The 25,968-nt window shown below is 73.2% G+C and carries 18 protein-coding genes; 11 read left to right on the top strand and 7 right to left on the bottom strand.

Translation table 11 applies throughout. The features are described from left to right. Nucleotides 1–79: 79 nt before the first annotated feature. Both ACWDZ4_RS14640 and ACWDZ4_RS14635 read right to left on the bottom strand, forming a co-directional pair. Nucleotides 80–1,399, bottom strand: a complete 1,320-nt coding sequence (locus ACWDZ4_RS14640) for a copper amine oxidase (protein WP_451508748.1) — start codon at nt 1,397–1,399, stop codon at nt 80–82. Nucleotides 1,400–1,463: 64 nt separating this feature from the next. After that, a complete protein-coding gene (locus tag ACWDZ4_RS14635) occupies nt 1,464–2,360 on the bottom strand; it encodes a Tat pathway signal sequence domain protein (RefSeq protein WP_451508747.1) in 897 nt (298 codons plus the stop codon). Nucleotides 2,361–2,547: 187 nt separating this feature from the next. On the opposite strand from ACWDZ4_RS14635, the gene glgX reads away from it, so the two are divergent. Then, complete coding sequence (gene glgX, locus ACWDZ4_RS14630; RefSeq protein ID WP_451508746.1) at nt 2,548–4,665, top strand: glycogen debranching protein GlgX; 2,118 nt, start codon at nt 2,548–2,550, stop codon at nt 4,663–4,665. On the opposite strand, the gene ACWDZ4_RS14625 is transcribed toward glgX, so the two are convergent. Continuing rightward, nucleotides 4,619–5,878 (bottom strand): MFS transporter, encoded by a 1,260-nt coding sequence (locus ACWDZ4_RS14625; protein ID WP_451508745.1) that lies wholly within the window; start codon nt 5,876–5,878, stop codon nt 4,619–4,621. The two genes, glgX and ACWDZ4_RS14625, sit on opposite strands and share 47 nt — an antisense overlap. An 81-nt stretch (nt 5,879–5,959) precedes the next feature. On the opposite strand from ACWDZ4_RS14625, the gene treY reads away from it, so the two are divergent. After that, nucleotides 5,960–8,356, top strand: a complete 2,397-nt coding sequence (gene treY, locus ACWDZ4_RS14620; RefSeq protein ID WP_451508744.1) for a malto-oligosyltrehalose synthase — start codon at nt 5,960–5,962, stop codon at nt 8,354–8,356. A gap of 96 nt (nt 8,357–8,452) precedes the next feature. Here the strand turns inward: treY and ACWDZ4_RS14615 are convergent, their stop codons facing one another. Next, on the bottom strand, nt 8,453–9,397 hold the full coding sequence (locus ACWDZ4_RS14615) for a LysR family transcriptional regulator (RefSeq protein ID WP_451508743.1): 945 nt from the start codon (nt 9,395–9,397) through the stop codon (nt 8,453–8,455). Between the two features lie 86 nt (nt 9,398–9,483). On the opposite strand from ACWDZ4_RS14615, the gene lpdA reads away from it, so the two are divergent. After that, nucleotides 9,484–10,896, top strand: a complete 1,413-nt coding sequence (gene lpdA / locus ACWDZ4_RS14610) for a dihydrolipoyl dehydrogenase (RefSeq protein ID WP_451508742.1) — start codon at nt 9,484–9,486, stop codon at nt 10,894–10,896. 554 nt (nt 10,897–11,450) lie between these two features. On the opposite strand, the gene ACWDZ4_RS14605 is transcribed toward lpdA, so the two are convergent. Continuing rightward, nucleotides 11,451–11,999, bottom strand: coding sequence for a DUF1707 and FHA domain-containing protein (locus ACWDZ4_RS14605; protein ID WP_451508741.1), 549 nt, complete (start codon nt 11,997–11,999; stop codon nt 11,451–11,453). 205 nt (nt 12,000–12,204) lie between these two features. Here ACWDZ4_RS14605 and ACWDZ4_RS14600 point away from each other — a divergent pair, with 205 nt between their 5' ends. Further along, nucleotides 12,205–13,176: a GNAT family N-acetyltransferase gene (locus ACWDZ4_RS14600; RefSeq protein ID WP_451508740.1), complete on the top strand. Its 972-nt coding sequence runs from the start codon at nt 12,205–12,207 to the stop codon at nt 13,174–13,176. Between the two features lie 70 nt (nt 13,177–13,246). Next, nucleotides 13,247–15,004, top strand: coding sequence for a malto-oligosyltrehalose trehalohydrolase (gene treZ / locus ACWDZ4_RS14595; RefSeq protein ID WP_451508739.1), 1,758 nt, complete (start codon nt 13,247–13,249; stop codon nt 15,002–15,004). A gap of 89 nt (nt 15,005–15,093) precedes the next feature. On the opposite strand, the gene ACWDZ4_RS14590 is transcribed toward treZ, so the two are convergent. After that, nucleotides 15,094–16,242, bottom strand: coding sequence for an aminopeptidase P family protein (locus ACWDZ4_RS14590; protein ID WP_451508738.1), 1,149 nt, complete (start codon nt 16,240–16,242; stop codon nt 15,094–15,096). A gap of 4 nt (nt 16,243–16,246) precedes the next feature. Continuing rightward, the gene (locus ACWDZ4_RS14585; RefSeq protein WP_451508737.1) at nt 16,247–16,924 is read right to left on the bottom strand and encodes a nucleoside/nucleotide kinase family protein; all 678 of its coding nucleotides are present in this window, start codon (nt 16,922–16,924) and stop codon (nt 16,247–16,249) included. A 73-nt stretch (nt 16,925–16,997) separates the two neighbouring features. Here ACWDZ4_RS14585 and ACWDZ4_RS14580 point away from each other — a divergent pair, with 73 nt between their 5' ends. The 6 genes from ACWDZ4_RS14580 to ACWDZ4_RS14555 all read left to right on the top strand — a co-directional run bounded on the left by ACWDZ4_RS14580 (nt 16,998) and on the right by ACWDZ4_RS14555 (nt 25,932). Continuing rightward, the gene (locus tag ACWDZ4_RS14580; RefSeq protein ID WP_451508815.1) at nt 16,998–18,035 is read left to right on the top strand and encodes a dipeptidase; all 1,038 of its coding nucleotides are present in this window, start codon (nt 16,998–17,000) and stop codon (nt 18,033–18,035) included. Nucleotides 18,036–18,144: 109 nt separating this feature from the next. Further along, nucleotides 18,145–20,382 carry a hypothetical protein gene (locus ACWDZ4_RS14575; protein WP_451508736.1) on the top strand — a complete coding sequence of 746 codons (2,238 nt, stop codon included), beginning with the start codon at nt 18,145–18,147 and terminating at the stop codon, nt 20,380–20,382. A 1-nt stretch (nt 20,383) separates the two neighbouring features. Beyond that, complete coding sequence (locus tag ACWDZ4_RS14570) at nt 20,384–21,655, top strand: TRAFAC clade GTPase domain-containing protein (protein ID WP_451508735.1); 1,272 nt, start codon at nt 20,384–20,386, stop codon at nt 21,653–21,655. Continuing rightward, a complete protein-coding gene (locus ACWDZ4_RS14565) occupies nt 21,652–24,123 on the top strand; it encodes a GTPase-associated protein 1-related protein (RefSeq protein WP_451508734.1) in 2,472 nt (823 codons plus the stop codon). The genes ACWDZ4_RS14570 and ACWDZ4_RS14565 overlap by 4 nt, the downstream gene beginning before the upstream one ends. Beyond that, complete coding sequence (locus ACWDZ4_RS14560; RefSeq protein WP_451508733.1) at nt 24,120–25,739, top strand: TRAFAC clade GTPase domain-containing protein; 1,620 nt, start codon at nt 24,120–24,122, stop codon at nt 25,737–25,739. Before ACWDZ4_RS14565 ends, ACWDZ4_RS14560 begins: the two co-directional genes overlap by 4 nt. A gap of 61 nt (nt 25,740–25,800) precedes the next feature. Then, the gene (locus tag ACWDZ4_RS14555; RefSeq protein ID WP_451508732.1) at nt 25,801–25,932 is read left to right on the top strand and encodes a hypothetical protein; all 132 of its coding nucleotides are present in this window, start codon (nt 25,801–25,803) and stop codon (nt 25,930–25,932) included. Nucleotides 25,933–25,968: the final 36 nt, after the last annotated feature.

Raw genomic sequence — 25,968 nt, 5'->3', positions numbered from 1 at the left:
CTGCACGCCCCGTCTCCAACGATCAAGGAAGGGTACTCCGGAGCGGGAGGCGGTGCAGCCGGATCCCCAGGCTCCTTTCTCAACTGCCTTGTTCGTACCGTCCGTTCTGCCCGGCAAGATCGGCCGGAGTGAGCGGATTCATAGCGGTTACGTCCCTGGGGGCCAGCTGGAAACCCTGCCAGTGGACCGGCATGGGCTGCTGGTCCTCGTCCCGGGCGATGTGGTGGAACCCGATGTTGACCCAGGCGATCGGGTTCTCGAGGGTTTCGCCGTTCACCCACGCGTCGACGCTGTCCGGCGCGTTCGCGCTGCCGCAGTCGCGGATGTTGTTGCTCGCGAACTGTTCGCACTTGCGGTAGTTCGTGAAGTACAGGTCGTGCTGGGTGAAGCCGCGTCCCGGATGTTTGTTCGACGCGCCGGGCACGATCTCGTACGAGCGCGGGTGCCCGTCCTTGTTCTTGCCGGTCGCGCTGACCACCCGCCACCACCGCATGCTCCTGGCGTCGCCCGCGAGCTCCTTGGCTATGGGGGTACGGGTGGTCCTGGTCGTCGGCTTGCCGTTGCCCCGCGGCGGGGTGACCTTCGAGTCGTACTGCTCGATCCGGTTCTTGGAGCTGCCGTCGAGACCGAAGTTCAGCCGCCAGAAGACGTTGTGGCTGTGACTGGTGGCGTAGTCGCGCGCGCCCTTGCCGATCGGCCAGCCCCGGCCGTCGGTGGCGTCGTAGTCGCCCGGCGAAAGGCTGCCGGTGGCGCCGACGTTGGCGGAGACGGTGCCGTCGGAGGAGAAGCGCCACTCGGTGATGTACTCGTACCAGGACACCTTGTTGACGGTGTAGACGAGCAGGTCCTTGCCCTGGGCCTGCCAGACCTTGGTCCCCTCGTCGCTGGCGAGGCGGTACGCGTGCCCGCGCGCACGCGTGGTCGTGCACAGGCCCTTGACGTCGCCCGCGTCGCGGACCCGGACCGTCCTGATGGTGCCGCCGGGGCACTCGGTCGGCTTCAGGTCCTGGAGCCCCCAGCCGAAGCCGTAACCGGTGAGGTCGTCGTACTCCTCCCGGCCGTTGTCGTACGGCACGTGCACCTGTGCGAGCTTGCCGCTCGTCAGGACGCGGATCGGCCTGGGCTCCCCCTTGGGCTGGTACGAGACCTTCTCCAGGACCAGGCCGGCGTCGCTGTCGTAGTTCCAGCACATGCGCCAGGTGGTGCCGCCGTCGAGCTTCTGCTCGATGCGGTACGCCGCGCTGCAGTCGGCCGGGGCCGGGGCCGGCGCCCCGGGCGCGGCCGCGGGGGCCGCGGTGGCGGCGGACCCGCCCGCGGCCGCGAGGCTGCCCATCAGGGCGGTGGCGGCGATGATTGCCGCGGCCCGCTTGCGGGCACCAGAAGTTCTGTTGATGTGCATGAGGATGGACTCCCTCGTACGGAAGTGCGGGAAGGGGCTGAAGAGGATGAGACGGGCGAGAGCGTCAGCCGATGCGGCCGACGGTCCTCGCGCTGAGGTCGACGACGAGATCGCGGGTGTCTATCCACGGTCCGTTCCTGACCTTGGACGTGACGCGGACGCACCGGTGCGTTCCGCACTTCGCGAGCGCCCGGGGCACCCGCTCCTCGCGGTCGACCCGGTAGATCCCGCCGTTCACCCACAGCTGGTCCACCGAGGTGAGCGGCTTGCCCATGGCGTCCTGATAGTCCTTCTTCAGTCCCTCGCCGAGCGGGCTCGCCAGGATCAGCTCCGTGGCCTCACGGTTCTCCCGGGGGGTGGGCGACGGCTGTACGCCCTTGAGGACGCCGGTCCGCTCGACCTTGCCGGTGGCGAGGTCGACGGTCTTCGTCACCAGCTCGTCGCTCTTGTAGTCGTAGTACGAGACCTCCGCACGGCGCGGCGGCGCGGCGTCGTCGACCTCGGACGGCTGTATCTCGCTCAGGTTCGTGGCGAGGTGCTGGAGCCCCCGGTCCCCCTCGACGTCCCGGCCGGCGGCGAACCGCGACGGGGACAGCGCGAGCTTCTCCACCCGCTCCAGCTCGCCGTCCGTCAGCGGATCCCGGCCGATGCCCCGCTCGCCCTCGGGCGGGGCGCCCTCGACGACCCCGGGCTCCGGAGCCTGCCCCGCGGCGGTCACGCCGTCCTGGGCGCTCCCGTCGTCCTGGGCGCTTCCGCCGTCCTGGGCGCCGCGGTCTCCCCGGACGCCCCGCTCACCCGGGGCCGGCCCCGTGGCTGCCGCGGCCCCCGCCGGTCCGCGCCGCGTGTCGTCGGCGCCCGCCGGATCCGGCAGGGTCACCCCGATCATCACCGCGGTCCCGGTCACCGCGATCGCGGCCCCCGCCAGCGCCTTTCCCAGATGACGGCGCACTGTCCTGTTCACATTGCCCCCCTGCTTCTGCCCCGATCCCCTGTCGCCCGCGCGTCACACGCGACAGCAACTGGCATACCGGGTATGCGTGGTCACCCGGTAGGACGGTCCGAAGTCCTAGGAGGTTGCCCCGCTTTCGGGGAAGATCTTGTGCGAAGTACCCCGCAGCACCCGGATCAGAAGTGGAAGAGTCGATCGCATGCAGGTCTGGCCGGGAGAGGCTTACCCACTCGGCGCCACGTACGACGGCGCCGGGACCAATTTCGCTGTCTATTCGGAGGCCGCCGACCGGATCGAGTTGTGCTTGCTGCACGACGACGGTTCGGAGACGGCGGTGGAACTGCGCGAGTCCGACGCGTTCGTACGCCATGCCTTCCTGCCCGGCATCATGCCGGGCCAGCGCTACGGCTACCGGGTCCACGGTCCGTACGCCCCGCAGGAGGGCAAGCGGTGCAACTCCGCCAAGCTGCTGCTGGACCCGTACGCGCGGGCCATCAGCGGGGAGATCGACTGGGGCGAGGCGGTGTACGGCTACCACTTCGGGAAGCCGGACTCGCGCAACGACCTGGACTCGGCGCCGCACACGATGGCCTCGGTGGTGGTCAACCCGTACTTCGACTGGGGTGACGACCGCCCGCCGCGCACGGACTACCACCGCACGATCCTCTACGAGGCCCATGTGAAGGGCCTCACGATGATGCACCCGGACCTCCCCGAGGAGCTCCGGGGCACGTACGCGGCGCTGGCGCATCCCGCGATCATCTCGCACCTGACGGAACTGGGCGTGACGGCTCTCGAGTTGATGCCGGTGCACCAGTTCGTCAACGACCACCGGCTGGCCGACGCGAACCTGAGCAACTACTGGGGCTACAACACCATCGGTTTCTTCGCCCCGCACAACGCGTACGCCTCGTGGGGCGACCGGGGCCAGCAGGTCCTGGAGTTCAAGACCGCCGTACGGGCGCTGCACCGGGCGGGCATCGAGGTCATCCTCGACGTCGTCTACAACCACACGGCGGAGGGCAACCACCTGGGCCCCACGCTCTCCTTCCGCGGTCTGGACAACGCCTCGTACTACCGTCTCGCCGACGATCCCCGCTACTACATGGACACCACGGGGACCGGGAACTCGCTGCTGATGCGCTCGCCGCACGTCCTCCAGCTGATCATGGACTCGCTGCGGTACTGGGTGACGGAGATGCACGTCGACGGCTTCCGCTTCGATCTGGCGGCGACGCTGGCCAGGCAGTTCCACGAGGTGGACCGGTTGTCGTCCTTCTTCGACCTGGTGCAGCAGGACCCGGTGGTCAGCCAGGTGAAGCTGATCGCCGAGCCGTGGGACGTGGGCGAGGGCGGTTACCAGGTGGGGAACTTCCCGCCGCTGTGGACCGAGTGGAACGGCAAGTACCGGGACACCGTGCGGGACCTGTGGCGCGGTGAGCCCCGGACGATCGCGGAGTTCGCGGGGCGGCTGACGGGCTCGTCGGACCTGTACCAGGACGACGGCCGCCGGCCGCTCGCGTCGATCAACTTCACCACCTGCCACGACGGTTTCACGCTGGCCGACCTGGTCTCGTACAACGACAAGCACAACGAGGCCAACGGCGAGGGCAACCGGGACGGCGAGAGCCACAACCGGTCCTGGAACTGCGGGGCGGAGGGCGAGACGGACGATCCCTCGATCCTGGAGCTGCGCGCCCGCCAGATGCGCAACTTCATCGCGACGCTGATGCTGTCGCAGGGCGTGCCGATGCTGTCGCACGGCGACGAGTTCGCGCGGACGCAGGGCGGCAACAACAACGCCTACTGCCAGGACAACGAGCTGTCGTGGGTCCACTGGCCGGAGAAGGGCGACGAGGAGGGCTCGCTCCACGCCTTCACGCGCGCGATGGTGTGGCTGCGGCGGGACCATCCGGTCTTCCGGCGCAGGCGCTTCTTCCACGGACGGCCGGTGGAGGGCACGCACGACGACCTGTCGGACATCGCGTGGTTCACGCCGGACGGCAAGGAGATGGCCCAGCGGGACTGGCAGGCGGCGCACGCCAAGGCACTGACCGTCTTCCTGAACGGTCACGCCATCTCGGAGCCGGGGCCGCGCGGTGAGCGGATCTCGGACGACTCCTTCCTGCTGATGTTCAACGCGAGCGCCGAGGAGCTGGAGTTCACCGTTCCGGTCAACCACGGGAAGCAGTGGCAGGTGGTGGTCGACACGGCCCAGCCGGACGGCGTCCCTCCGGGAAGCGGTTCCAAGGTGGGGGCGGGCGAACGGGTCACGTTGATCGGGCGCAGTCTGGTGGTGTTGCAACGCCCGGCTTGACGGTCCCAGCCGTCTTCCCGGCCGCTGCGGAAGTGGTGCGGGCGGTCCACGCCAGTACGGCGCAGAGCGTGGCCGCCACCACCGCGACGGCGAAGGCCGCGGGCGCCCCGCCGCTCTCCGCGAGGCGCCCCGAGAGGGCCAGTGCCAGGGCCTGGCCTCCGACTATGCCGCTCGTCAGGAAGGCCATGGCCTCCGCCAGTGCGTTCTCGGGAACGATCCGTTCGGTCAGGCCGAAGACCGTGATCAGGTGCGGGGCGTACGCGACGCCGAGGACCACGACGACGGCGTACAGCGCCCCCAGGGACTCCACGAACAGCAGCGGCACGGAGAGCACGACCAGGGCGGCCGTCGCGGCGCGCCGGCGGGCCGTCAGGGTGATCCTGGCCGGTACCGCCGCCATGGCGAGCCCCGCGGCCGCGCTCATGACGCCCATGGCCGCGTAGACGAGCCCGGCCTGCTCCGGCCGGCCGAGCCGCTCGGTGAGCGCGGTGATGCCGGCCTGGGACGCGCCGAACATGGCGCCCTGGAGCACCATCGCGGTGCGCAGCGCGTACACCGCGCCGGACAGGCCCGTGCGTACCGTCGCCTTGCGGGACGCGGAGCGTACCCGGGACGCCGTCGGATGCAGGGCGAACCAGGTACCGCAGACGGCGAGGAGCGCCGCGGCCACGAGCAGCGCGGCGGCGGGGTGCGCGAGGGCCGCCGCGAGACCGACCAGGGCGGGACCGAGGACGAACGACACCTCGTCGAGCGTTCCCTCGAACGACAGGACGGCGCCGATGAGCCGTTCGTCGGCACCGCTCCTGCGGGCGAGCGCGACCGATCGCGTACGCGCCATCGGGCCGACCTGGGGAACACTCGCTCCGGCGAGCGCGCCGATGAGCGCGAGCGGGAGCGTACCGACGTGGCCGAGGGCGGCAATCACGAGAGCGGCGACAGCGACCGCGTTGACGAGGGCGGCGGTCAGGACGACGGTGCGCTGTCCGTGACGGTCCGCCACCCGGCCCAGCAGCGGCCCGCCGACCGTCTGGCCCGCCGCGAGCGCGCCGCCGACCAGGCCCGCCGTGGCGAGGCTGCCGCTGGTCTCGGCGACCAGCAGCACGCTGCCGAGCTGGCACATCGCGGTCGGCAGCCTGCCGAGGAACGACACGACGGGCAGCACGGGTCCGGTGAGGGAGACGACCTTGCGATACGTGTGAAGGGTTCCCGGCATCGAACGAACGTAATACCGGGTCATCACACGGACGCATGGGCCGATGACACAGAAGCCCTCAATGCGGGTACGTACGTTCGCATGACGCCCACCGCCACCTATCGTCTGCAGCTCCATTCCGACTTCCCCTTCTCGGCCGCCGAGGAGGCGGTGCCCCATCTGGCCGCACTCGGGGTCTCACATCTGCATCTGTCCCCCGTGCTCGAAGCCGTGCCGGGCTCCCAGCACGGATACGACGTCGTCGACCACGCGCGCGTGCGGGCCGAACTCGGCGGCGAACAGGGCCTGCGCGCGCTGTCCCGCACGGCCCGCGCGCACGGCCTGGGGCTGATCCTGGACATCGTGCCGAACCACATGGCCGTACCGGCTCCGGAGAGCCTGAACAAGCCGCTGTGGGAGGTGCTCAGAGAGGGGCCCGCCTCGCCGTACGCCCGGTGGTTCGACATCGACTGGGAGGCGGGCGGGGGCAAGGTCCTCCTGCCCGTGCTGGCGCACCGGATCGGCGACGAGCTGGAGGGGCTGACGGTCGACGGGGAGACCCTGCGCTACTACGAGCACGTGTTGCCGCTGCGCGAGGGCACCGCGGGGCTGCCGCTGCCCGAGCTGCTGGACGCCCAGTGGTACCGCCTCTCCTGGTGGCGGCTGGCGCGGACCGAGCTGAACTACCGGCGCTTCTTCACGATCTCGGAGCTGATCGGGGTCCGGGTGGAGGATCCCGAGGTGTTCGCCGCCTCGCACGCGAAGATCCTGGAGCTGGTGCGGGACGGGGTGGTGGAGGGACTGCGGATCGACCATCCGGACGGGCTCGCCGATCCCGAGGCGTACCTGCGGCGCCTCGGTGAGGCGGTCGAGGGCCGCTGGACGGTCGTGGAGAAGATCCTGACCGGTCCCGAGCGGCTGCCCGCCACGTGGCCGGTCGCGGGAACGACGGGGTACGACGCGCTGTACCGGATCGACGGGCTGTTCACCGATCCGGCCGGCGCCGACGAGCTGACCGGTCGCTACCGTGATTTCGCGAACCCCCCCGGGGACCGCGGCGGCTCCTGGGAAGCGACAGTACGACGGTCGGCGTACAAGGTGCTCACCCATGAGCTGGCCGCCGAGACCGGTTTCCTCGTCCGCACGGCCGAGCGGATCTGCGCCGCCGATCCCGCCCTGCGCGACTACGCTCCCTGGGCGCTGCGCACAGCCGTACGGGAACTGCTGGTGCGCGTTCCCGTGTACCGCCCTTACGTGACGGCGGGCGGGCCCTGTCCCGGGAGCGCCGAGGCCGCTGTTCCGGTGGAGGCGGTGCGGCAGGCGAAAGCGGCGTTCGCGGTGCCGGAGGAGGCGGCGGTCGTCGATCTGGTGCGCGATCTGGCGCTGGGGAAGCTGGGCGGGGGGCCGGACCGCGCCGCGTTCTGCGCACGGTTCGCCCAGACGGCTTCGGCGCTGCACGCCAAGTCGGTGGAGGACACGGCCTTCTACCGGTACACGCCGCTGATCTCGGCGAACGAGGTGGGCGGCGATCCGGGGGCGCCCGGAGTGAGCCCGGCGGACTTCCACGCCTTCTGCACACGTCTGGCGCGCGACTGGCCGGCGACCGGCACCGTGCTGTCCACGCACGACACCAAGCGCAGCGCGGACGTGCGGGCCCGGATCGCGGTGCTCTCCGAGTGCCCGCAGCGGTGGTCCCTGCTGCTGGACCGACTGGCCGGGGCCGGGGTGCTCGCCCCCGACCCGCATCTGGCGTGGACGGCGTGGCAGACGGCCCTCGGCTTCGGGGAACCCGACGGGGAGCGCCTGACGGCCGCGCTGCTGAAGTCCGTACGGGAGGCGGGGCTGCACACCAGCTGGACCGAGCAGAACGCGGCGTACGAGCAGGCGGTGGCCGACTTCGTGGCGGCGGGTCCCGCGGGGCCGCCGTCCGAGGCGGTGGCGGAGTTCGCGCGGGAGCTCGGTCCGTACGTACGGGCCAATGTGCTCGGGGCCGCGCTGCTGCATCTGACGATGCCGGGGGTGCCGGACCTCTACCAGGGCACGGAGCGGGAGTTCCGCGCCCTGGTGGACCCGGACAACCGGCGCCCTGTCGACTTCACGCCCCCCGCCGCGGACGGCGGCGGCGGCCTGTCCGGCCTGTCCGGCCTGTCCGCGGAGAAGTACGCCGTCACGGTGGCCGCGCTGGGGCTGCGGAGCGGGCGTCCCGAGGTCTTCGGCGAGTCGGGTACGTACACACCGCTCACGGTCGTGGGTCCGGCGGCCGGCCACTGCGTGGCGTTCTGCCGTTCGGACGAGACCGTCACGGCCGTCACGCGGCTGTCGCTGCGGCTCGCGGAGGCGGGCGGCTGGCGGGACACGGAGCTGGTGCTGCCGGAAGGGCGGTGGGCGGATGTGCTGACGCCGCCGGGGCGGGGGTTCTCGGGGGCGGTGCGGGTGGCCGAGCTGTTCGCGACGCGTCCGGTGTCGCTGCTGACCCGCGTGGGGCGGGAGGAGCCGTAGGAGCGGGCGTGTCCGGCGGGGCTTCTCCCCCACCCGCCCCTTCCCGAACGAACCGGGGCGCTGCCCCGCGCCCCGCTGATCAGTCGCCGGAGGGGCTCACTGCGAGCCCCTCCGGTGATCGGGGACGCACCCCCGCGCCGGCGAAGCACGGGGCTTCCCATGCGGCCACGATGCGCAGAGCAGACCGGCGAACGCCGCCGCCGCTCCCGTGAGCTCGACGCGGGAGAAGACCGTCAGAGCGCGCCGCCAGGGCGGGTCGACCGGAAGCACGACGCAGTCCTCGCCCACGGCGCCCCGCACGACGTGCGAGGGCGCCGTGGCGACGCCGACACCGGCCGCGGCCATGCGGACCGCCGTCGAGGTGTGCTCCGTGCGGACCGCCGTGCGCGGTACGAAGCCCGCTTCCGCGCAGGCCCAGTCCAGGAACCGCTGACCGTCGATCACCGCCTCCATCGCGCACCGCACCCAGGTGCGGTCGGCCAGCTCCGCCAGGCGTACCGACGTACGTCCCGCGAGGCGGTCGTCGAAGGCGACGACCAGCACGATCTCCTCCTCGCCGACCGCCACCACGGGGCCCTGCCACCGGGGTGGCGGGGCCGGGCCCACCGCGAGGTCGGCGACGCCCCGTTCCAGCTGCTCCTCCAGCTCCTCGGTCGTCGCGTACTCGCGCAGGACCAGGGCGACGCCCGGGTGTTCGCGCCGCCAACGGGCGAAGACGTCGGGCAGGATGCCGACGGCCACGGAGTGGAGGGTGGCGATGTGCAGCTCACCGCCCTCGGCCCCGGCGGCGGCCCTGGCGGCGCGCCGGGCCTGGACGGCGCTGCGCACGGCGAGTTCGGCGTGCGGCAGGAAGGCGCGGCCCATCGCGGTCAGCCGTGCGCCGCGCGCCATGCGTTCCAGCAGCGCGCCGCCGACGGACTTCTCCAGGGCCTTGATCTGGTGCGAGAGGGCCGGCTGCGTGACGTGGAGGAGTTCGGCGGCCCGGGTGAAGGACTCCTCCTCGACGACCGTCACGAAGTACTCCATCTGCCGCAGGCTCACCCGGCGTTCCTCCCATGAAGAATGTGCATCGCCGTCAGAGAAACATTGCCTTGGACTCATGGCAAGAGCGGTCGCAGGGTGGTGTCATGACGGAGACCCATGAAACCGATGTGATCGTGATCGGCGGCGGCACCGGCGGCTACAGCACCGCTCTGCGCGCCGCGTCCCTCGGCCTGAAGGCCGTTCTGGTGGAGCGCGACAAGGTGGGCGGCACCTGCCTGCACCGCGGCTGCATCCCCAGCAAGGCGATGCTGCACGCCGCCGAACTCGTCGACGGCATCGCCGAGGCGCGGGAGCGGTGGGGCGTGAAGGCGACGCTCGATTCCGTGGACTGGCCGTCCCTGGTGGCCACCAGGGACGACATCGTGTCCCGCAACCACCAGGGCGTCGAGGGGCACCTCTCGCACGCGGGCGTGGAAGTGGTGCGCGGGAGCGCCGAGTTGACGGGCCCCCGGAGCGTACGGGTCGAGGGCGTCGCCGGTACGTTCGGCGCGCGCCGGGGCATCGCCCTGGCGACCGGATCCACGCCCCGTACGCTGCCGGGCCTGGCCCCGGACGGGAGCCGCGTCGTCACCAGCGACGACGCGCTGTTCGCACCCGGGCTGCCGCAGTCCGTACTGGTCCTCGGCGGTGGGGCGATCGGTGTGGAGTACGCCTCGTTCCACCGTTCCATGGGCGCCGAGGTCACCCTGGTCGAGGCCGCCGACCGGCTCGTACCGCTCGAAGACGCCGATGTCTCGCGTCACTTGGCGCGCGGTCTGAAGAAGCGCGGCATCGATGTGCAGGTGGGCGCGCGGCTGCTGGACGCGACCGTGCTCGACGACGGTGTACGGGCCGAGGTCCGCACCTCGCGCGGCGAGACGCGCACCGTCGAGGCCGCGCGGCTGCTGGTCGCCGTGGGCCGTGCGCCCGTGTCCGACGGCCTCGGCCTGGCGGCGGCCGGGCTGGCCGCCGACGCGCGCGGATGCGTCGCGCCCGCCGACTGGTCCCGGCTGGAGACGGCCGTGCCCGGTATCCATGTGGTCGGCGACCTCCTGCCGCCGCCCTCGCTCGGCCTGGCCCACGCCTCGTTCGCGGAGGGACTGCTGGTGGCCGAGACGCTGGCGGGCATCGCCTCGCCGCCCGTGGACTACGCGGCGGTCCCCCGGGTCACGTACTCCTCGCCGCAGACCGCGTCGGTCGGCCTGAGCGAGGCCGAGGCACGGGGCCGCGATCACGACGTCGTGGTCAACACCATGCCCCTGACCGCGGTGGCCAAGGGCATGGTGCACGGTCAGGGCGGCATGGTGAAGGTCGTCGCCGCGCGCGGCGGGCAGGTCCTCGGCGTGCACCTCGTGGGACCGAACGTCTCCGAGATGATCGCCGAGAGCCAGCTGATCGTCGGCTGGGACGCCGAGCCCTCCGACGTCGCCCGCCACATCCACGCCCACCCGACCCTCTCCGAGGCGGTCGGCGAAACCTTCCTGACCCTCGCCGGCCGGGGCCTGCACCAGCAGTGACAGGGCGGTGCGGGGCACCGGGCGGCCGGGCCCGGGCCGGCGCGGCGCTCCGCAGGAGCCACCAGCAGCGGTCGCCGCCGGCGCCAGGGAGCGGTCCGCCCCGGCGGAGCTCTCGGCGTACGGGACGGGAGGGCCGGCATCGCCGTACGCCCGTCCTGCGAGGTGCGCGGCTGCGGCGCAGTGGCGCCGTCCTGTTCGATCCGCAGGTCCCGGTGCTCGCGCTGGGGGTCCCGGTCTGCTGCGGAGCGCGTCGACGTCCTCCTTGAGGGTCTCCTTGAGGGTCTCCTTGGCGTCCTCCTTGGCACCGTGCAGGGTGAGGCGGCCATGAGCGCGGAGCCGTCCGCCGCGCGGCCTTCGACGCGGCGGCGGGGACGACCGCGGGGAGGGCCTTCATCTGCCGCTGTACGGCGCGCGCGGCGCCCCCGGCGGCAGCGGCGTCCTCGGCGCCGAACTTGCCGTTCCCGCGCTCCGCCGTGATCAGCACCCGCTCGACGGACGCGGGTGTGAGGCCGGCGCCGGCGGCGCCGGACTCGGCCCGGCCGGCCGGCCTCAGCTCAGCGCGTGGCGAGCCGGAAGGCCATCTGTCCGAAGCTCACCTGGTCCCCCTCCCGCACCAGGACGGTCCCCGTCACCCGGCGCCCGTTGACGGACGTCCCGTTGGTCGAGCCGAGGTCGCGCAGGACCCACACACCGTCCTGGACGTACAGTTCGGCGTGCACGCGCGAGACCGTGTCGTGGCTGAGCCGCAGTCCGTTCGCGGGATCGCGTCCGATCCTCAGGGGGTACGGTCCCGGCTCGGGGAACAGCAGCTTCGGCAGCCGCTCCGACTGCCACGCCCTGCGCAGCCGCACCGTGAACGCCGACGCCCGCTCCACCGCGCGGAACAGCCCCTGCGACCACCGGCCCTCGGTCTCCAGATCGGCGGTGAGCACGGCCAGTTCGTCGGACCTGCGGGCGACGAGGGCGAGTTCCATCCGGCGCATGAAGGTGTCGTGCGACAGCTTGCCCTGCGCCGCGCCCTCCCTGAGCCTCCCGAGAACACTGTCGCGCTCGGCGTCGGAAGGCCGGGCGGGATACGCGGGGAACTCGAAGGAGGACGTCACAGAGGTGATTGTCGGGCCGACCGAGCGCAGGTGTCCAGAAGAACGGGTCATCCCGTACGACCTGACCTGCACGGACCTGCTCCACAGGGACGCTGCCGGGTTGTCGCCGAGCTACTGCCGAGCGGGTGCCGGGTTATTGCCGGGCCCGGTCCGATGACCATTGCTAGTGTCTGCCGACTCACCCACCGCATCACCGGGGGACGGCTTGACCGCCATACCGCAGGACCAGGACCAGGGCCAGGACCTGACCGTACGACCGCTCGCGGGGCCGGAAGAGCTCGGTCTCTTCCGTGAACTCGCGTACGTCCTCGACCATGAGCTCGACGACGACCTCGCCACCGGCCGCCGCCGTCCCGAGTGGATGTGGGTGGCGCTGCGCGGCGGCCGGGTGCTGGCCCGCGCCTCCTGGTGGACCTCCAAGCCCGGCGAACCACCGTGCGCCCTGGACTTCTTCGACCTGGACGACACGCGGCCCGAACCCGAGCGCGGCGAGATCGGCCTGCGCCTCCTGGAGACGGCGACGGCCGCCGTTCTCCCGGCCGGCGCGCCGCGTCCCGAGTACGGCAGGTTCGTTCCGCCCGACTGGCGCGACGACGCGGTGGCCCGCGATGTGGTCGAGGCGCGGATGAACGTCCTGGAGAGGACCGGCGCGCGGCTGCTCGTCGAGCGCCTGCGTCTCGAATGGCGCCCCGGTGCCCCGGTCCCCGAGCCCACCGGCCGGCTGACGTTCCGGCCCGCGGACGGACAGGAGGAGCTCGTCGCGCTGATGACGCTGGTCCTGGAGGGCACACTCGACGCGCACAGCCGGGCCGACCTGGCGTCGGGGCTCAGCGCGCGGGAGGCCGCCGAGCTGCAGTTCGAGGAGGAGTTCGCGGGGTGCACGTCGCCGCGCGCGTGGTGGCGGATCGCCGAACTCCCCGGCGGCGACCCCGTCGGTTTCGTCATTCCGGCCCGCAACAACTACCACCACACCATCGCGTACATCGGTGTCGTGCCGGCCCACCGCGGCCACGGCCACATCGACGACATCCTCGCCGAGGGCACGCGTGTTCTCGCCGCCCAGGACGTGCCCCGCATCCGTGCGGCGACGGACCTCGCCAACGTTCCGATGGCCAAGGCGTTCGAGCGCGCCGGGTACGTCAGTTTCGAGCGCGCGGTCAATATGACGTGGAGCTGACGATTTACCGGCGGATCATGCTCGTCTGACGCACCATGGGTGGCGGCATCGTCGACGAGAGGGGCCGCCAGTGCTGTTCGAGGTGTGGGCGCCGAAGGCCGAGCGGGCAGAGCTCCGGCTGGCGGGCGGAACGTACGCCATGGAGCGCGATCCGGCACGCGAAGGATGGTGGACGGCCGAGGCCGGTGCGGGTGCGGGCGCGCGCTACGGCTTCTGCCTGGACGGCGGTCCCGTGCTGCCCGACCCGCGCTCGCGCCGCCAGCCGGACGGCCCCGACGGCCTCAGCGCCGTCGTGGACCACAACGCCCACGAGTGGCGGACCGCTTGGCCGGGCGGCACTCCGCTGGCGCATGCGGTCCTCTACGAGCTGCACGTCGGTACGTACACCCCCGAGGGCACCTTCGACGCCGCCGCGCGGCGGCTCGGCCATCTGGCGGAGCTGGGCGTCACCCACGTCGAGCTGATGCCCGTCTGCCCGTTCCCCGGAACGCACGGCTGGGGGTACGAGGGGGTGTCGCTGTGGGCCGTGCACGAGCCGTACGGCGGCCCCGAAGGGCTCAAGCGCTTCGTCGACACGGCGCACGGCCTCGGTCTCGGCGTCGTGCTCGACGTCGTCCACAACCACCTCGGCCCCTCCGGCAACTACCTGCCCCACTTCGGCCCGTACTTCACGGACACCCACCACACGCCCTGGGGTTCGGCGGTCAACCTCGACGCGCCCGGGTCCGACGAGGTACGCGCGTACCTGCTCGGCAGCGCGCTCGCCTGGCTGCGCGACTACCGTCTCGACGGACTGCGGCTCGACGCGGTCCACGCCCTCGCCGACACGCGCGCGCTGACCTTCCTCGAGGAGCTGTCCGCGGCCGTCGACACGCTCTCGGCCGAGGTGGGCAGGACGCTCTTCCTGATCGCCGAGTCCGACCAGGGGGACCCGCGCACGACCGCTCCGCGCGAGTCGTGGGGGCTGGGTCTGCACGCTCAGTGGAACGACGATTTCCACCACGCCCTGCACACCGCTCTGACCGGTGAGTCCCAGGGGTACTACGCCGACTTCGCCCGCGCCCCCCTCGGCGCGCTCGCCAAGACGCTGACCCAGGTGTTCTTCCACGACGGTACGTACTCGACGTTCCGGGGACGCGTTCACGGACGTTCCGTGGACCGCACGAGAACCGCCGCACACCGCTTCCTCGGTTACGCCCAGACCCACGACCAGATCGGCAACAGGGCCCTGGGGGACCGGCTTTCCGCCACCCTCTCCCCGGGGCTGCTCGCCTGCGCCGCCACGCTGGTCCTCACCGGCCCGTACGTCCCGATGCTCTTCATGGGCGAGGAGTGGGCGGCCCGCACCCCCTGGCAGTTCTTCACCGACCACACCGACCCGCAGCTCGCGCAGGCCGTACGGGAGGGCAGGAGGCGGGAGTTCGCCGCGCACGGATGGGCGGCGGAGGACATCCCGGACCCGCAGGACCCCCGCACCAGGGAGCGCTCCTGTCTGGACTGGTCCGAGCAGGAGAACGAGCCGCACGCGCGCGTGCTGGCCTGGTACCGCGAGCTGATCGCGCTGCGCCGGGAGCGGCCCGACCTCTGCGACCCGGACCTGGCGGCGGTCAAGGTCGCGTACGACGAGAGCGCGCGCTGGCTGGCCTACCGGCGCGGCGACATCCGCGTCGCGGTGAACCTGTCGAAGGAGCCCGTCACGATCGGCCTCGGCCGCAACGGGCGCAGCGCCGTACTGGCGGCCTGGGAGCCGGCCGACGCGCCGGGCCCCGACGGGCTGCTGCGCCTGCCGTCCGAGTCCTGTGTCGTACTGGGCCCGGACGCCACCTGACCTCTCGCCCCCGGCGCACACGGCCACGACAGCGGCTGGGCACCGGTCGGCACCGGCTGAGCACCTGCCGGAGCCGGCCGGCGGCGGTCTCAGTCGACGACGGCCATCTCGCGCGCGGTGGTGTTGAAACGGCGCCCGCCGTCCTCCGTGACAGTCACGATGTCCTCGATCCGCACGCCGAAGCGCCCGGGGAGGTAGATGCCGGGCTCGACGGAGAAGCACATGCCGGGTACGAGCGGCTGCCGCTCGCCCTCGATCATGTACGGCGGTTCGTGCGTGGTCACGCCGATGCCGTGTCCGGTGCGGTGGATGAACCGCTCGCCGTACCCGGCCCCGGTGATGACCGCGCGCGCCACCCGGTCCACCTCCTGGCAGGCGATCCCGGGCCGCACCGCCTCGAACGCCGCCTGCTGCGCCTGGCGTACGACGTCGTGGACGCGCTGCTCCTCGGCGCTCGGGGCGCCGACGTGGACCGTACGGGAGGTGTCGGAGCCGTAACCGTCCTTGAGGCCGCCGAAGTCGAGGACGACCATGTCGCCCTGCTCGATGACGCGCTCGCCCGCCTCGTGGTGCGGACTGGCGCCGTTCGGGCCGCTGCCGACGACCGTGAAGTCCACCTGCTCGTGCCCGGACTCGGTGAGGAGGCGAGCCAGTTCCGCGGCCACCTCCGTCTCGCGCCGCCCCGAGAAGCGGACCTTGACGATCTCCTCGTACGCCGCGTCCGCGGCCGCGCCCGCCGCTTCGAGACGGGCCAGCTCGGCCGCGTCCTTGACGGCCCGCAGCATGGGCAGGGCGGCGGTCAGCGACACGTACGAGGTGCCCGGCAGCGTCTGCTGGAGGCCGAGCAGGTGCATCGCCCAGGTGTTGTCGCTGACCGCGAAGCGACCGCCGGCGTCGAGGAACGGCGCGGTGACCGCGTACGGGTCCTTGCCGTCCGTCCAGTCGCACAGGGTGAGCGCGGCGGCTCCCGCGGCCCGTTCGGCGTCCGGCGCCTCCAGGGTGGGCACGACGAGCACCGGGTCCTGTTCCGCGGACAGGACGAGCAGCGTCAGCCGTTCGGTGGTGGCGGTGGGGCGGTAGCCGGTGAGGTGGACCAAGTCGGGCCCGGGGGCGACGAGTACGCCGTCCAGACCGGCGTCGGCGGCCGACCGGGCCGCGCGGGCCATGCGGGCGCGGTAGTCGTCGGCGGTGAAGGGCGCGGGCACGAACGCGGAGGCGGATGAGGCGGCAGAGGGCATGGCCTCATCCTGCCCGGCGCCCGGTGTCCCCGCTACCCGGTTGCGGGGCGGCGTCCGGGGCGAAGGCGACGACCAGGTCGGCGCGGCCCCGGCCGGGGGCGACCAGGCGGGCGTTCGCCTCGTCCGAGGCGTGGACGAAGCGCTCGGCGGCCGGGCGGGGCTTGCCGAACCGTTCGTGCCGGTCGACGAGACGGCGTACCCGCTCGCCTTGGTCGAGTTCCAGGAACCACGCCTCGTCGAGCAGGTCCCGCACGCGCGCCCAGGGCCCCTCGTCGAGCAGCAGGTAGTTGCCCTCGGTGACGACGAGCGGTACGTCCCGCGGGCCCGGCACCACGATGCCGCCCGCCACGGGCTCCTCGGTCGTCCGGTCGAACGCGGGTGCGTAGACGACGGTGTCCGGCGCCTCGGGAGAGCGCAGCCTGGCCAGCAGGGCGGCGTAACCGGCGGCGTCGAAGGTGTCGGGGGCGCCCTTCCTGTCCGTACGCCCGAGGCGTTCCAGCTCGGCTCCGGCGAGGTGGAACCCGTCCATGGGGACGAGTACGGCCAGTCCGCCGAGGCGGTCGACGAGGTGCGCGGCGAGCGTGGACTTGCCGGCCCCCGGCGCCCCGGCGATGCCGAGGATGCGGCGGCGGCCGGGGACGACGAGACGGCGGGCGCGGTCGACGAGGTGGTGCGGTTCCATGCGGGCCATTGTCGCGGCGGAGCCCTCCCGCCCGTCCCGAAACGCGTGTACAGGGCCGTCTGCCGCCCGTAGCATCCGGCCCGTGTCCTCTCACGAACTGCACCACCGCGCCGTCGTCGCCGATGCCCACAACGACCTGCTCCTGGCGGTCACCGCCCGGCCGCCGCGACGCTGGGCGGGCTTCTTCCGCGAGCGGTGGCTGCCTCAGTTGCGCGAGGGCGGCGTGGACCTCCAGGTGCTGCCGGTCTTCATCGAGGACAGCTTCCGCCCGGAAGGCGCGCTCCGCGAGACCCTGCGCATGATCGAGTGCGCCCACACGCTCGCCGAGGGCAACGCGGACGAGGTACGGCTGTGCCTGGACGGCGCCGACGTCGACGCGGCACTCGCCGAGGGGAAGATCGCCCTGGTCCTGGCGCTGGAGAGCGCACCCGGGATCGACGCGAACGTGGAGCTCTTCCCGACGCTCCACCGCCTGGGCGTACGGATCGCCTCCCTCGCCCACTGGGGCCGTACACCGCTGGCCGACGGCAGCGGCGAGGACGCCACCGGGTCCCGCCTCACCACGGCGGGGATCGAGGCCCTCGCCGCGATGGAGCGCCTCGGCATCCTCTTCGACGTGTCGCACCTGAGCGCGTCGGGCGTCGCCCACGTCCTGGAGCTGGCCACCCGCCCCGTCCTGGCCACCCACTCCTCCGCCCGCGCCCTGCGCGACCACCACCGCAACCTCACCGACGCCCAGCTCCGGGGCATCGCCGCGACGGGCGGCACGGTGTGTGTGAACTTCCTGCCGGAGTTCCTGGCCGACGACCCTGCCGCGTGCACCCTGGACCGGCTGGTGGACCACATCACCCACCTCACCGAGGTGGCCGGCGCCGACCACGTGGGCCTGGGCCCGGACTTCATCCAGGAAGTCGTCGGCGACATCACCCCACCCTGCTGCGAGCCCGACTACGGTTTCCCCTGGTCCCTCCCCGGCATCGAGGGCCCGCGCGGCCTGCCCCTGGTGACGGAGGCGCTGCTGTCCCGGGGCGTGCCCGAGACGACCGTCCGCAAGATCCTCGGCGGCAACGTCCTCGACCTCTTCCGAAAGGAGCTGGGCCGCCCGGCCTAGAGCTTCCCGCACAAGGCCCGCGCGAGCCAGGATTTCGGAAAGCCGCCCACTTCGACCGAAGATCTGCTGGGATGGGCGTTCGGAGACTGGGCAAGGGGCGCGGGGTCGGATGGTGGGGCTGGGGTTCGGGCATCATCTCGGGCTGCCCCGGGCACTGTCGCTGTCCGGGCTGCCGCTGTCCCCGCTCGTCCCCCGTTACCGGGAACTCGTCGCCGAGCAGCACACCTCGGGACTGCGGCACATCGGCGAAGCGCTCGTCGCGCGGGGCGGACATCTGCGCGTACTCGACGGGTTGTACGTGCCCCGCGCACCACGCGGCTGGCGAAGGGCCGACGGCGCGGAGCTCCGACGGGCCGCGGCGCACGGCACAGGTACGGCCGGGCTGCTGCGGAAGCTGGCGGAGCTGAACAGCCGGGATCAGGCGGCGCTCCGGCGCGTGCTGCTCTATCAGCTGATCGAGCTGCTCCAGGACCATCCCCGGGGCGGGGAGCCGGCCACGGCGGTCTCCCTGGGCGTCGACGCGGACGAGGCCGCGGCACTGGTCCACGCGGCCCGGATGCGCGGCCGGCTGAGTCCGCGACAGCGGGCGGCGGCGGAGGGCCTGCAGGACGAATGGGAGGGCGGCCGACTGCGCTCGGCCGTCCGCCTGGCGGCGCAGCTCCCGTCCGAGGCCGGGCAAGATCCCTTCCTGGACCGCAGACTGAAGGAAATCACAGCAGCGGAGAGCGAGGCGGACGCCGCCCTCGACGAGGCACACCGGCTCGAAGACGAAGGCGATACGGCGGCGGCCGGCGTCCGCTATCTCCGCGCCGCCCGGCTGGCGGCCGACTGCCGCCACGCGCTGAGCGGGCTCGTCCGCACCCACCGGCCCACGGCCGGGGCGCCCGGCGCGCTGCGTGCCGGACTCGGCCGGGATTCCGTCCAGCTGTCGTGGGCGGGCGAGGACGCTTCCTCCGACGGGCGCCACTGGCGTGTCATCAGGCTCACCCGCGTCGTGGGAGGCCCCCCGTCCGTGGACGAGGTCCAGGGACGGGCGAAGGGCGCAGGCGCGCGGGACGGCGCTCCTCCGCTCGGGGGCAGAGTGCGCTACGCCGCGATCCCGTTGCGCGGTTCCCTCATCGACGGCCCGCCTCTCGTGTCGGAGCCCCTGCTGGTCGCCCCGGAGGCGACAGACCTGCGGATCACCGACGGCCGGGAACGGATCGACGCCACCTGGACACGGCCGCCCGGAGCCACCGGCGTGACCGTGGTACTGACCGGTCCTGACGGCGGCAGAAACGAAGCCGCCGGGCAGGAGGGCGGGTTCACCGCGCGCGGGCTGCGTACCGGCGAATACCGGGTACGGGTCCGCTGCCTCTACCGGGACGCCGACGGCCGTGAGGTCGCGTCGCCGGGCGTCGAGGCATCCGCCGGCGTCCGCCCGTGGCCGGAGCCGGTGCGCACGCTCGGCGCCGCCCCGCTGGACGGAGGCGTGCGGTTCACCTGGACCGGCGGCGAGAACGCCGAGGTACGCCTGGTCGAATGGCCCGGCGACGCGCCTGTGCCGGGTACGGAACTCGCCTCCCCGGTTGCGGACCTGCCCGCTCCGCTCGCCTGGCGGCGAGCAGCCGGAGCTCTCGTGCCGCCGTCCGGCGCCCTCGTCCGTGTCACCGCCGTGGCGGTCCTCGGCGAGTGTGCCGTGGCCGGGCCGAGCGTCCGCGTGGAGGCGCCGCGTCCGGTCACCGGACTGACCGCCGAACGCAGCGCCGGCGGCCTGACGCGGGTCACCTTCGACTGGCCTGCGGACGTGGGGCTGGTGACCGTGGTCACCGAGCAGAACGGGCACCGCGCCGAGCACCGCGTCGTACGCAGCGTGTACCTGCGGGAGGGCCTGTACGTCCCCGCCGGCCCGTCCGCGCTGCGGCTGACCGCGTCCGCCGCGCCCCGCGCGGCGGACGCGACCGTCGTCCCGCCCGTCGCCACCGGGATCGCGCTGCCCGCCGACATCGCCATCACCTACCGGATCGTTCCCGGGGCCCGCCGCCCGCTGCGCAGGAGGCCCGTCACGGTGCGGGTCACCCTGTCGTCCCCGGACGGCGGACCCGCCGCGGACCTCCCGGAGTTCGTCCTCGTCGCCCGGCCCGGGGACAGAGCGTCTGCGCCGCTCCGGCCGCGCCACTGCTCCGACGGTACGACCGTGCTGCGGCTGAGTGGCGCGGAGCTGCACCGCTCGGGCACGGTGGAGCGCGAGATCGCGCCGGGTGCCTGCCGTCCCCCGTACGCTCTGCGTGGTTTCCTCCTCGGCGGCGACTCCGCCTCCTCCGTACGTCTCGAAGAACCCTCCCCCGCGACCCTGGTGATGTGCTGACATGACGACCATCGTCTGCCCCTACTGCTTCGACCGCGCACCGGCCGCGCGGCTGCCCTACCGTTGCCTGATGACGGCCACCGGTGTGCGCGGCGGCAAGCCCTGCGATGCCGAAAGAGACGACGTCTGGGCCGAGTTCATGGGCCCGAGCGTGCCGCCCGCGCTGCGGATGCGCGGCCCGGTCTTCGCGCCGCCGCGCTCGCTCGGCGGGTTGCGAGGAGGGTTACGAGGCGGGCCGGGCGGCGGTTCGCGTGCCGCCTGTCCCGGCTGCGGGGTGTCCACCCCGGTACGGGTGTGCCGCCGCTGCCACAGCGATTTCCCGAGCGACTACTGCGACCAGGACAGCCGCATCATCGCGCTGGTCGGCGCGAAGGCATCCGGCAAGAGCACCTATGTGTCGGTGCTCGTCAACGAACTGCGCAACCGGGTGGGACGTGCCTACGACGCCTCGATCGCCGCGATGGGCAGCGAGACCCAGCGCCACGACCGGGAGATGGCCGAGGACCTCTACGACCGGCTTCGGCTGCCCGCGGCGACCCGCCCGGCCGCCATGGGCTTCAACGACCCGCTGCTCTACCGGCTGAGCCTGCCCCGCCGTCGGCGCCTGGGCGACGGAAGCCGGCACACCGCGCTGGTGTTCTTCGACGCCGCGGGCGAGGACCTGAAGAGCGCCGAGGCGATGGACCGCTACACGCACTACCTCGGAGCCGCCGACGGCATCATCCTGCTCGTCGACCCGCTGCAGCTCGGTTCCGTACGCGACCAGCTGCCGCCGGACGGAGGGTCGCCGCTGCCCGCCGTGGAGACGCCCCCGCAGCAGATCGCCGCGGACCTCGCCGCCCAGCTGCGCGCGCACGGCCGCGGCGGCTCGCGCGGCCGGGTGACCACCCCGATGGCCGTGGCCGTGACCAAGACCGACATGCTGCGTCCGGTGCTCGGACCGCACTCGCCGCTGCTGCGCAACGCACCGCACCACGGCGGCACGTTCGACGAGGAGGACCGGCTCGGCGTGCACGAGGAGATGCGTTCGCTGATGGAGAGCTGGGATTCCGGCGCTCTCTGCCGGCAGCTGGAGCGGGACTTCGCCGAACTGTCGCTCTTCGGGCTCTCGGCGCTCGGCTCGCCGCCACCCGCCGGCGCCCCGGCCGACGCCCCCAAGTCGGGGCCGCAGCCGGTGCGCGTCGAGGACCCGCTGCTGTGGCTGCTCGGGCGGCGCGGCCTCATTCCCGTGCAGAGGCCCGGGAAGCCGGGGAGCAGGGGGGTCCGGGCATGAGCCTGGCCCAGCTGCATTACGCCTCGGCCCCGCCGGGGCCCGGTGGTTCGGGGTTCCGGTTCACCTCGGTCACCCCCGGCGTGCCGCAGTCGGTGCTCAGAGAGGCCGAGCAGCTCATCGGTTACGAGCCGCCGCGCGATGCCCCGTCGCGTCCCACGAACACCGAACTCACGTCCTTTCCGCAGGCGTTCAGCCACAGCCTGCTCTCCGACGGCAGCACCCTCCTCGCCCGTACGGTCTACACGGGAGCCGACTACAGCGGGCGCTGGGGCAACTTCCACGCCCATGCCGTGCATCTGCCCGCAGGCGCCGGGCTGCCGGCGGGCGCACTGCCCATCACCGCCTGGAACTCACCGCAGTGGGCCACCAGCACCCCGGACGGCGGGGTGCCCGAGCCGCTGGAGGCGCTGAACACGCAGGGCTGCTTCGGCCGGGAGGAGCTCGTCGCCTTCGCGGCCGCCCGCGCGCCGTGGCTCCCGGGTTTCTTCACCGATCTGCGCAGGCTGAGCGAGGAGGAAGCCGCGCCGCAGCTCGTACTCGTCGAGCAGAGCAGCGCCGACGTGGCCCGGTGGATCGCGCTGGCCAGCACCGTCCTGCCGCGCGAGACGGCCCGCCGGCTGACGTTCACGACGTACACGCGGCGTCCGCAGCTGGCACGGCAGCAGATCATCGGGGTGCTGCCGGACGACGCGCAGGGCCTCACCGGGTACGACCACCGCTACCGCGTGTACGACTGCACCGGCCGCGGGCCCGCCGAGCCGGTGGCCGACGCGTGGGCGCAGACCGCCGCGCGCATCTGGTGCGGCAGGGCGCCCGAGCTGTTCGGAGAGGCGGTCGCGCTGCCCGGTGACCACTTCGCCCCCGGCCCCCTGGCTGTCGTCGCGCTGTGCGCGGGGATCGACCCCGGCGCCGACAGCCGCCGGGAAGCGGCCCGATGGGCCGGTGACCACGCGGGCGCGCTGGACGGAGGGCGGCTGCACCGGCTCGTCGGTGCGCTGTGCGCCCCCGCGGCGGACCGGACAGCGGCCGAGACTGCCGCCCTGGCCCGGCTGTTGGACGTACTCGACGACCTCGGCGGCAAGATCCCGGCCGCCACGACCGCGCCGCTCGCCGCCCTCATGCTGACCGAAGCCGTCCGCTCACCCGGGGCAGCACACGGGAGTCCCCCGCCCTCCGCTCTCACCGAGGACCTCAGGCAGCGGCTGGCCGTCGAGCTCGGCCCCGAGCTGCACGCGGGCATCGCGGACCCCGGGCACGGCACCTCGCGCGCGGTCGAGCTGGCGCGCATCGCCCGCACGCTCGGCCTGGACTGCACGGAGCTGCTGCCCGACCTGGCGCGCCGGCTCTCCCGCGCGCTGCTCGCCGAGCCCGACGCGGCGCACACCCCCGTCGTACGCCTCGCACTCGAGGAGCACTTCGAGCTGCGCGCGGCGCTGCTGGACAAGCTCGACGACCTCGCCGCGGGCGATCCGCCCGCGGCGGCCCGGCTGCTCGCCCGGGTGCCCCTGCCCTTTGCGGGGGCCCAGGCCCTGCCGCATCTGCGGATGTGTGCCGAAGCACCGAGGGCGAAGGCGGCCGGTGGCGACCGGGTCACGGCTCTGAACGCCGTCCTGCGGGCCGGCGGGCTGTCCCCGATCGCCGAGCCGCTCGCGCTGCGCACCGCCGTCCGGCTGGTGTGGGACGGCGGTACGCCGACCGCGGGCGAAGCGCGGCTGATGCTCGCCGAAACCGGCCCCGACGCACACCGCGCGGCGGGCACCTGGCCGGGCATCGTCAGGGCCGCGCTCGAAGGCGCGGCCGACGACGCGGACGTACCGGATCTCGCGCACGACCTGCTGCGGTGCTTCCCCGAGGAGCTCCAGCCGCACGAACGCGGAGCGCTGCTGCTCCTCGAACTCGCCCGGGACCTGCGGGACGGTTGCGCGGGCTCCGGCTGGACCGACCGGGCGCTGTCACTGCGAGCCGTCGCGGAGCCGGTGCGACCCGCCGTACTGGAGCAGGTCTTCGGGACACTCGCGCGCTGCCTGCTGTCCCCGGAGCGCCCCGGTGGAGAGCTGAAGGCGCTGATCCTCAGTGGCGACCCGGATCTCGTCGCGGCCTACGGCCGGGCCGCGCAGGACGATCGCGTACAGGACCGGTTGCGCGCCGCCCCTTCGTATGTGGCGGACTGTTTCGTCTCCTGGACCTCGCACCCGCAGGCGGGCCCCGTCTGGTCCGAGACGCGTACGGCGCTGCTGGACAAGGTGCTGCGTCCGATCGTGCGTGTACTGCCCGCCGAGGACATCGCCTCGGTCGAACACCGCCTGGAGCGGGCGGGGGGCCACTGGGCCGACGCGTTCCGGGAGTGGAACCGGCCGGGGGCGTTCGGCCGGCTCGGCAGGCGCCTGACCGGCCGCGGGCGCAAGGGCCCCGCGGAGGGACCGCGCTGGGGCGACGTGGAACCCCCGCGAAAGGACGGCCGTCGATGACGAGTCTGCTGACCGCTGCCCTGTGGCTCACCGGCGTGGTGGCGGTGGCCCTGTGCTTCTTCCACACGCTCTGGCTGTTCTTGGGTCTCTCGCTGGGGGCCGCCGGCAAGGTCCTCGGCCCGCGGCGCCCCGGAACACCGGACCCGCGCATCCCGCCCCTCGGTCCGGGGAAGCCCGCCCACCGCGCGTACTGGTCGCAGCAGATGTGGCTGGACGCCCGCTCCGCGGCGCGCGGCGCCCTGCTCGCCGTCTGGTACCGGCTGACCATGCAGTGGCTGGGCCGGTGGGCCAGGCGGCTCTTCGCGGGCAGGCGGCCGTCCACCGGGCTGCGGGGCGAGAACTGGTTCACCCGCACCGTGATGCGCGCCGTCGCCCCGGGAACGGCCGCGGGAGCGGTCCTGGGGGCGCTGCTCGCGACGCTGATCGTCTGCATGGTGCTGGTCGCCTTCGGGCTGCTGCTCGGTCTGGTGGGGGTGGCGGTCGTCGCGACCGTGTTCGTCCTGCGCGGTACGGAACGGATGTGGACACTGGTCCGCGGCATCCGCATGAAGTGCCCCTACCCCGGCTGCTACCGGCCGTTTCCCCTGGCCGTCCACCGCTGCCCGGACTGCGGCGCCGCGCACGGCGGGCTGCGCCCCGGCCGCTACGGCGCGCTGTGGCACGTGTGCGCCTGCGGGCGGCGCCTTGTCACCACCGCCCTCGCGGGCCGGGGCCGTCTCGCCGCCCGCTGCCCGCACTGCGACCAGCAGCTCCCCGAGGCGGTCGGCACCACGCGCGTCGTGCACCTGCCCCTGGTCGGGGGCTCGTCCTCCGGCAAGACGATGCTGATGGGAGCGATGGTCGCGGGACTCCAGTCCTGGTCGCACCGCAGCCCGCTGAAGGTGGAGTACGCCTCCATGGCCGACCGGCGGGATGTGGGGACCCTCGGCCGGCAGCTCGACGACACGGGCTGGGCCCACAAGACACAGGGCGGCCAGCCCCGGGCCCTCATGCTGCGCGTCAGCCATGGCAGGCGGCACCGGTTGCTGTACCTGTACGACCCGATGGGCGAGTCGCTGCGCGACGCGGGCTCCGTACGGGAGCAGCAGTATCTCGCCCACGCCGACGGAGTGGTCCTGGTCACCGACGTCCTCGCGGAACCACAGGTGCGGCGGGCCCTGCGGGGCGCCGACGCGGACCGCGCCGACGCCGCCCGTCCCGCGGACCAGGGGCCGATGGACACCTACCAGCGGCTGACCGGCGAACTGGCGGCGCTCACCGGGCGGCGCCGACGGATACCGGTGGCCACGGTGGTCACCAAGCGGGACGTACTGGACCGGATCGCGTCGCTGCCGGTGGCCGGCGCCCGGATCGACAGCTGGCTGGAGAGCATCGGCCTCGGCGCGCTCGTCCGCGGCCTGGGACACGACTTCGGGGCAGCCCGCTACTGGGCGGTCAGCGCGCACGCGGCCACCGGCGCGGGGGCGCTCGACAGCGAACAGCGCCGGGCGGCGGAGCCGGCGCTGTGGGTGCTGGCCCGCTCGGGGTTGCGCGTCGGGGCCCTCGTCACCGAGGAGCCCGCGCCGGGTGTGCCCGGACCGCGCGGAGAGGCCGTATCCGATCGATCGAGCCGCTGACGCGCGCGCACGACGACGGCTAGGGTCAACAGAACTCGGACGAGAAAGAGTTGGGGGCGGCATGACAGTCGTGACACCGCACGTCGCACGGGGGCGGCGGCTCGTTCTCGGCCTGTTCGTCACCGCGTCGGTGATCGCGGCAGCCTTGGTCGTGACGCTGATCCTGTACGTACTGAAGGAGCTCGGCAGCTGATGCACCCGACGCGCTGTCCGGGCGGGAACCACGAAA

Source organism: Streptomyces sp. NPDC003016 (assembly GCF_053591455.1).
Note: the sequence above shows the minus strand (reverse complement) of the source record. Positions and strands in the feature narration are given on the sequence as shown.

Excerpts from the sequence above, each read along its gene's own strand:
- ACWDZ4_RS14560 (WP_451508733.1), top strand. The coding sequence starts at position 24,120 with ATGACGAGTCTGCTGACCGCTGCCCTGTGGCTCACCGGCGTGGTGGCG.
- ACWDZ4_RS14565 (WP_451508734.1), top strand. The coding sequence starts at position 21,652 with ATGAGCCTGGCCCAGCTGCATTACGCCTCGGCCCCGCCGGGGCCCGGT.
- ACWDZ4_RS14570 (WP_451508735.1), top strand. The coding sequence starts at position 20,384 with ATGACGACCATCGTCTGCCCCTACTGCTTCGACCGCGCACCGGCCGCG.
- lpdA (WP_451508742.1), top strand. The coding sequence starts at position 9,484 with ATGACGGAGACCCATGAAACCGATGTGATCGTGATCGGCGGCGGCACC.
- ACWDZ4_RS14585 (WP_451508737.1), bottom strand. The coding sequence starts at position 16,924 with ATGGAACCGCACCACCTCGTCGACCGCGCCCGCCGTCTCGTCGTCCCC.
- ACWDZ4_RS14590 (WP_451508738.1), bottom strand. The coding sequence starts at position 16,242 with ATGCCCTCTGCCGCCTCATCCGCCTCCGCGTTCGTGCCCGCGCCCTTC.
- ACWDZ4_RS14640 (WP_451508748.1), bottom strand. The coding sequence starts at position 1,399 with ATGCACATCAACAGAACTTCTGGTGCCCGCAAGCGGGCCGCGGCAATC.
- treY (WP_451508744.1), top strand. The coding sequence starts at position 5,960 with ATGACGCCCACCGCCACCTATCGTCTGCAGCTCCATTCCGACTTCCCC.
- glgX (WP_451508746.1), top strand. The coding sequence starts at position 2,548 with ATGCAGGTCTGGCCGGGAGAGGCTTACCCACTCGGCGCCACGTACGAC.
- ACWDZ4_RS14555 (WP_451508732.1), top strand. The coding sequence starts at position 25,801 with ATGACAGTCGTGACACCGCACGTCGCACGGGGGCGGCGGCTCGTTCTC.
- ACWDZ4_RS14575 (WP_451508736.1), top strand. The coding sequence starts at position 18,145 with ATGGTGGGGCTGGGGTTCGGGCATCATCTCGGGCTGCCCCGGGCACTG.
- ACWDZ4_RS14625 (WP_451508745.1), bottom strand. The coding sequence starts at position 5,878 with ATGCCGGGAACCCTTCACACGTATCGCAAGGTCGTCTCCCTCACCGGA.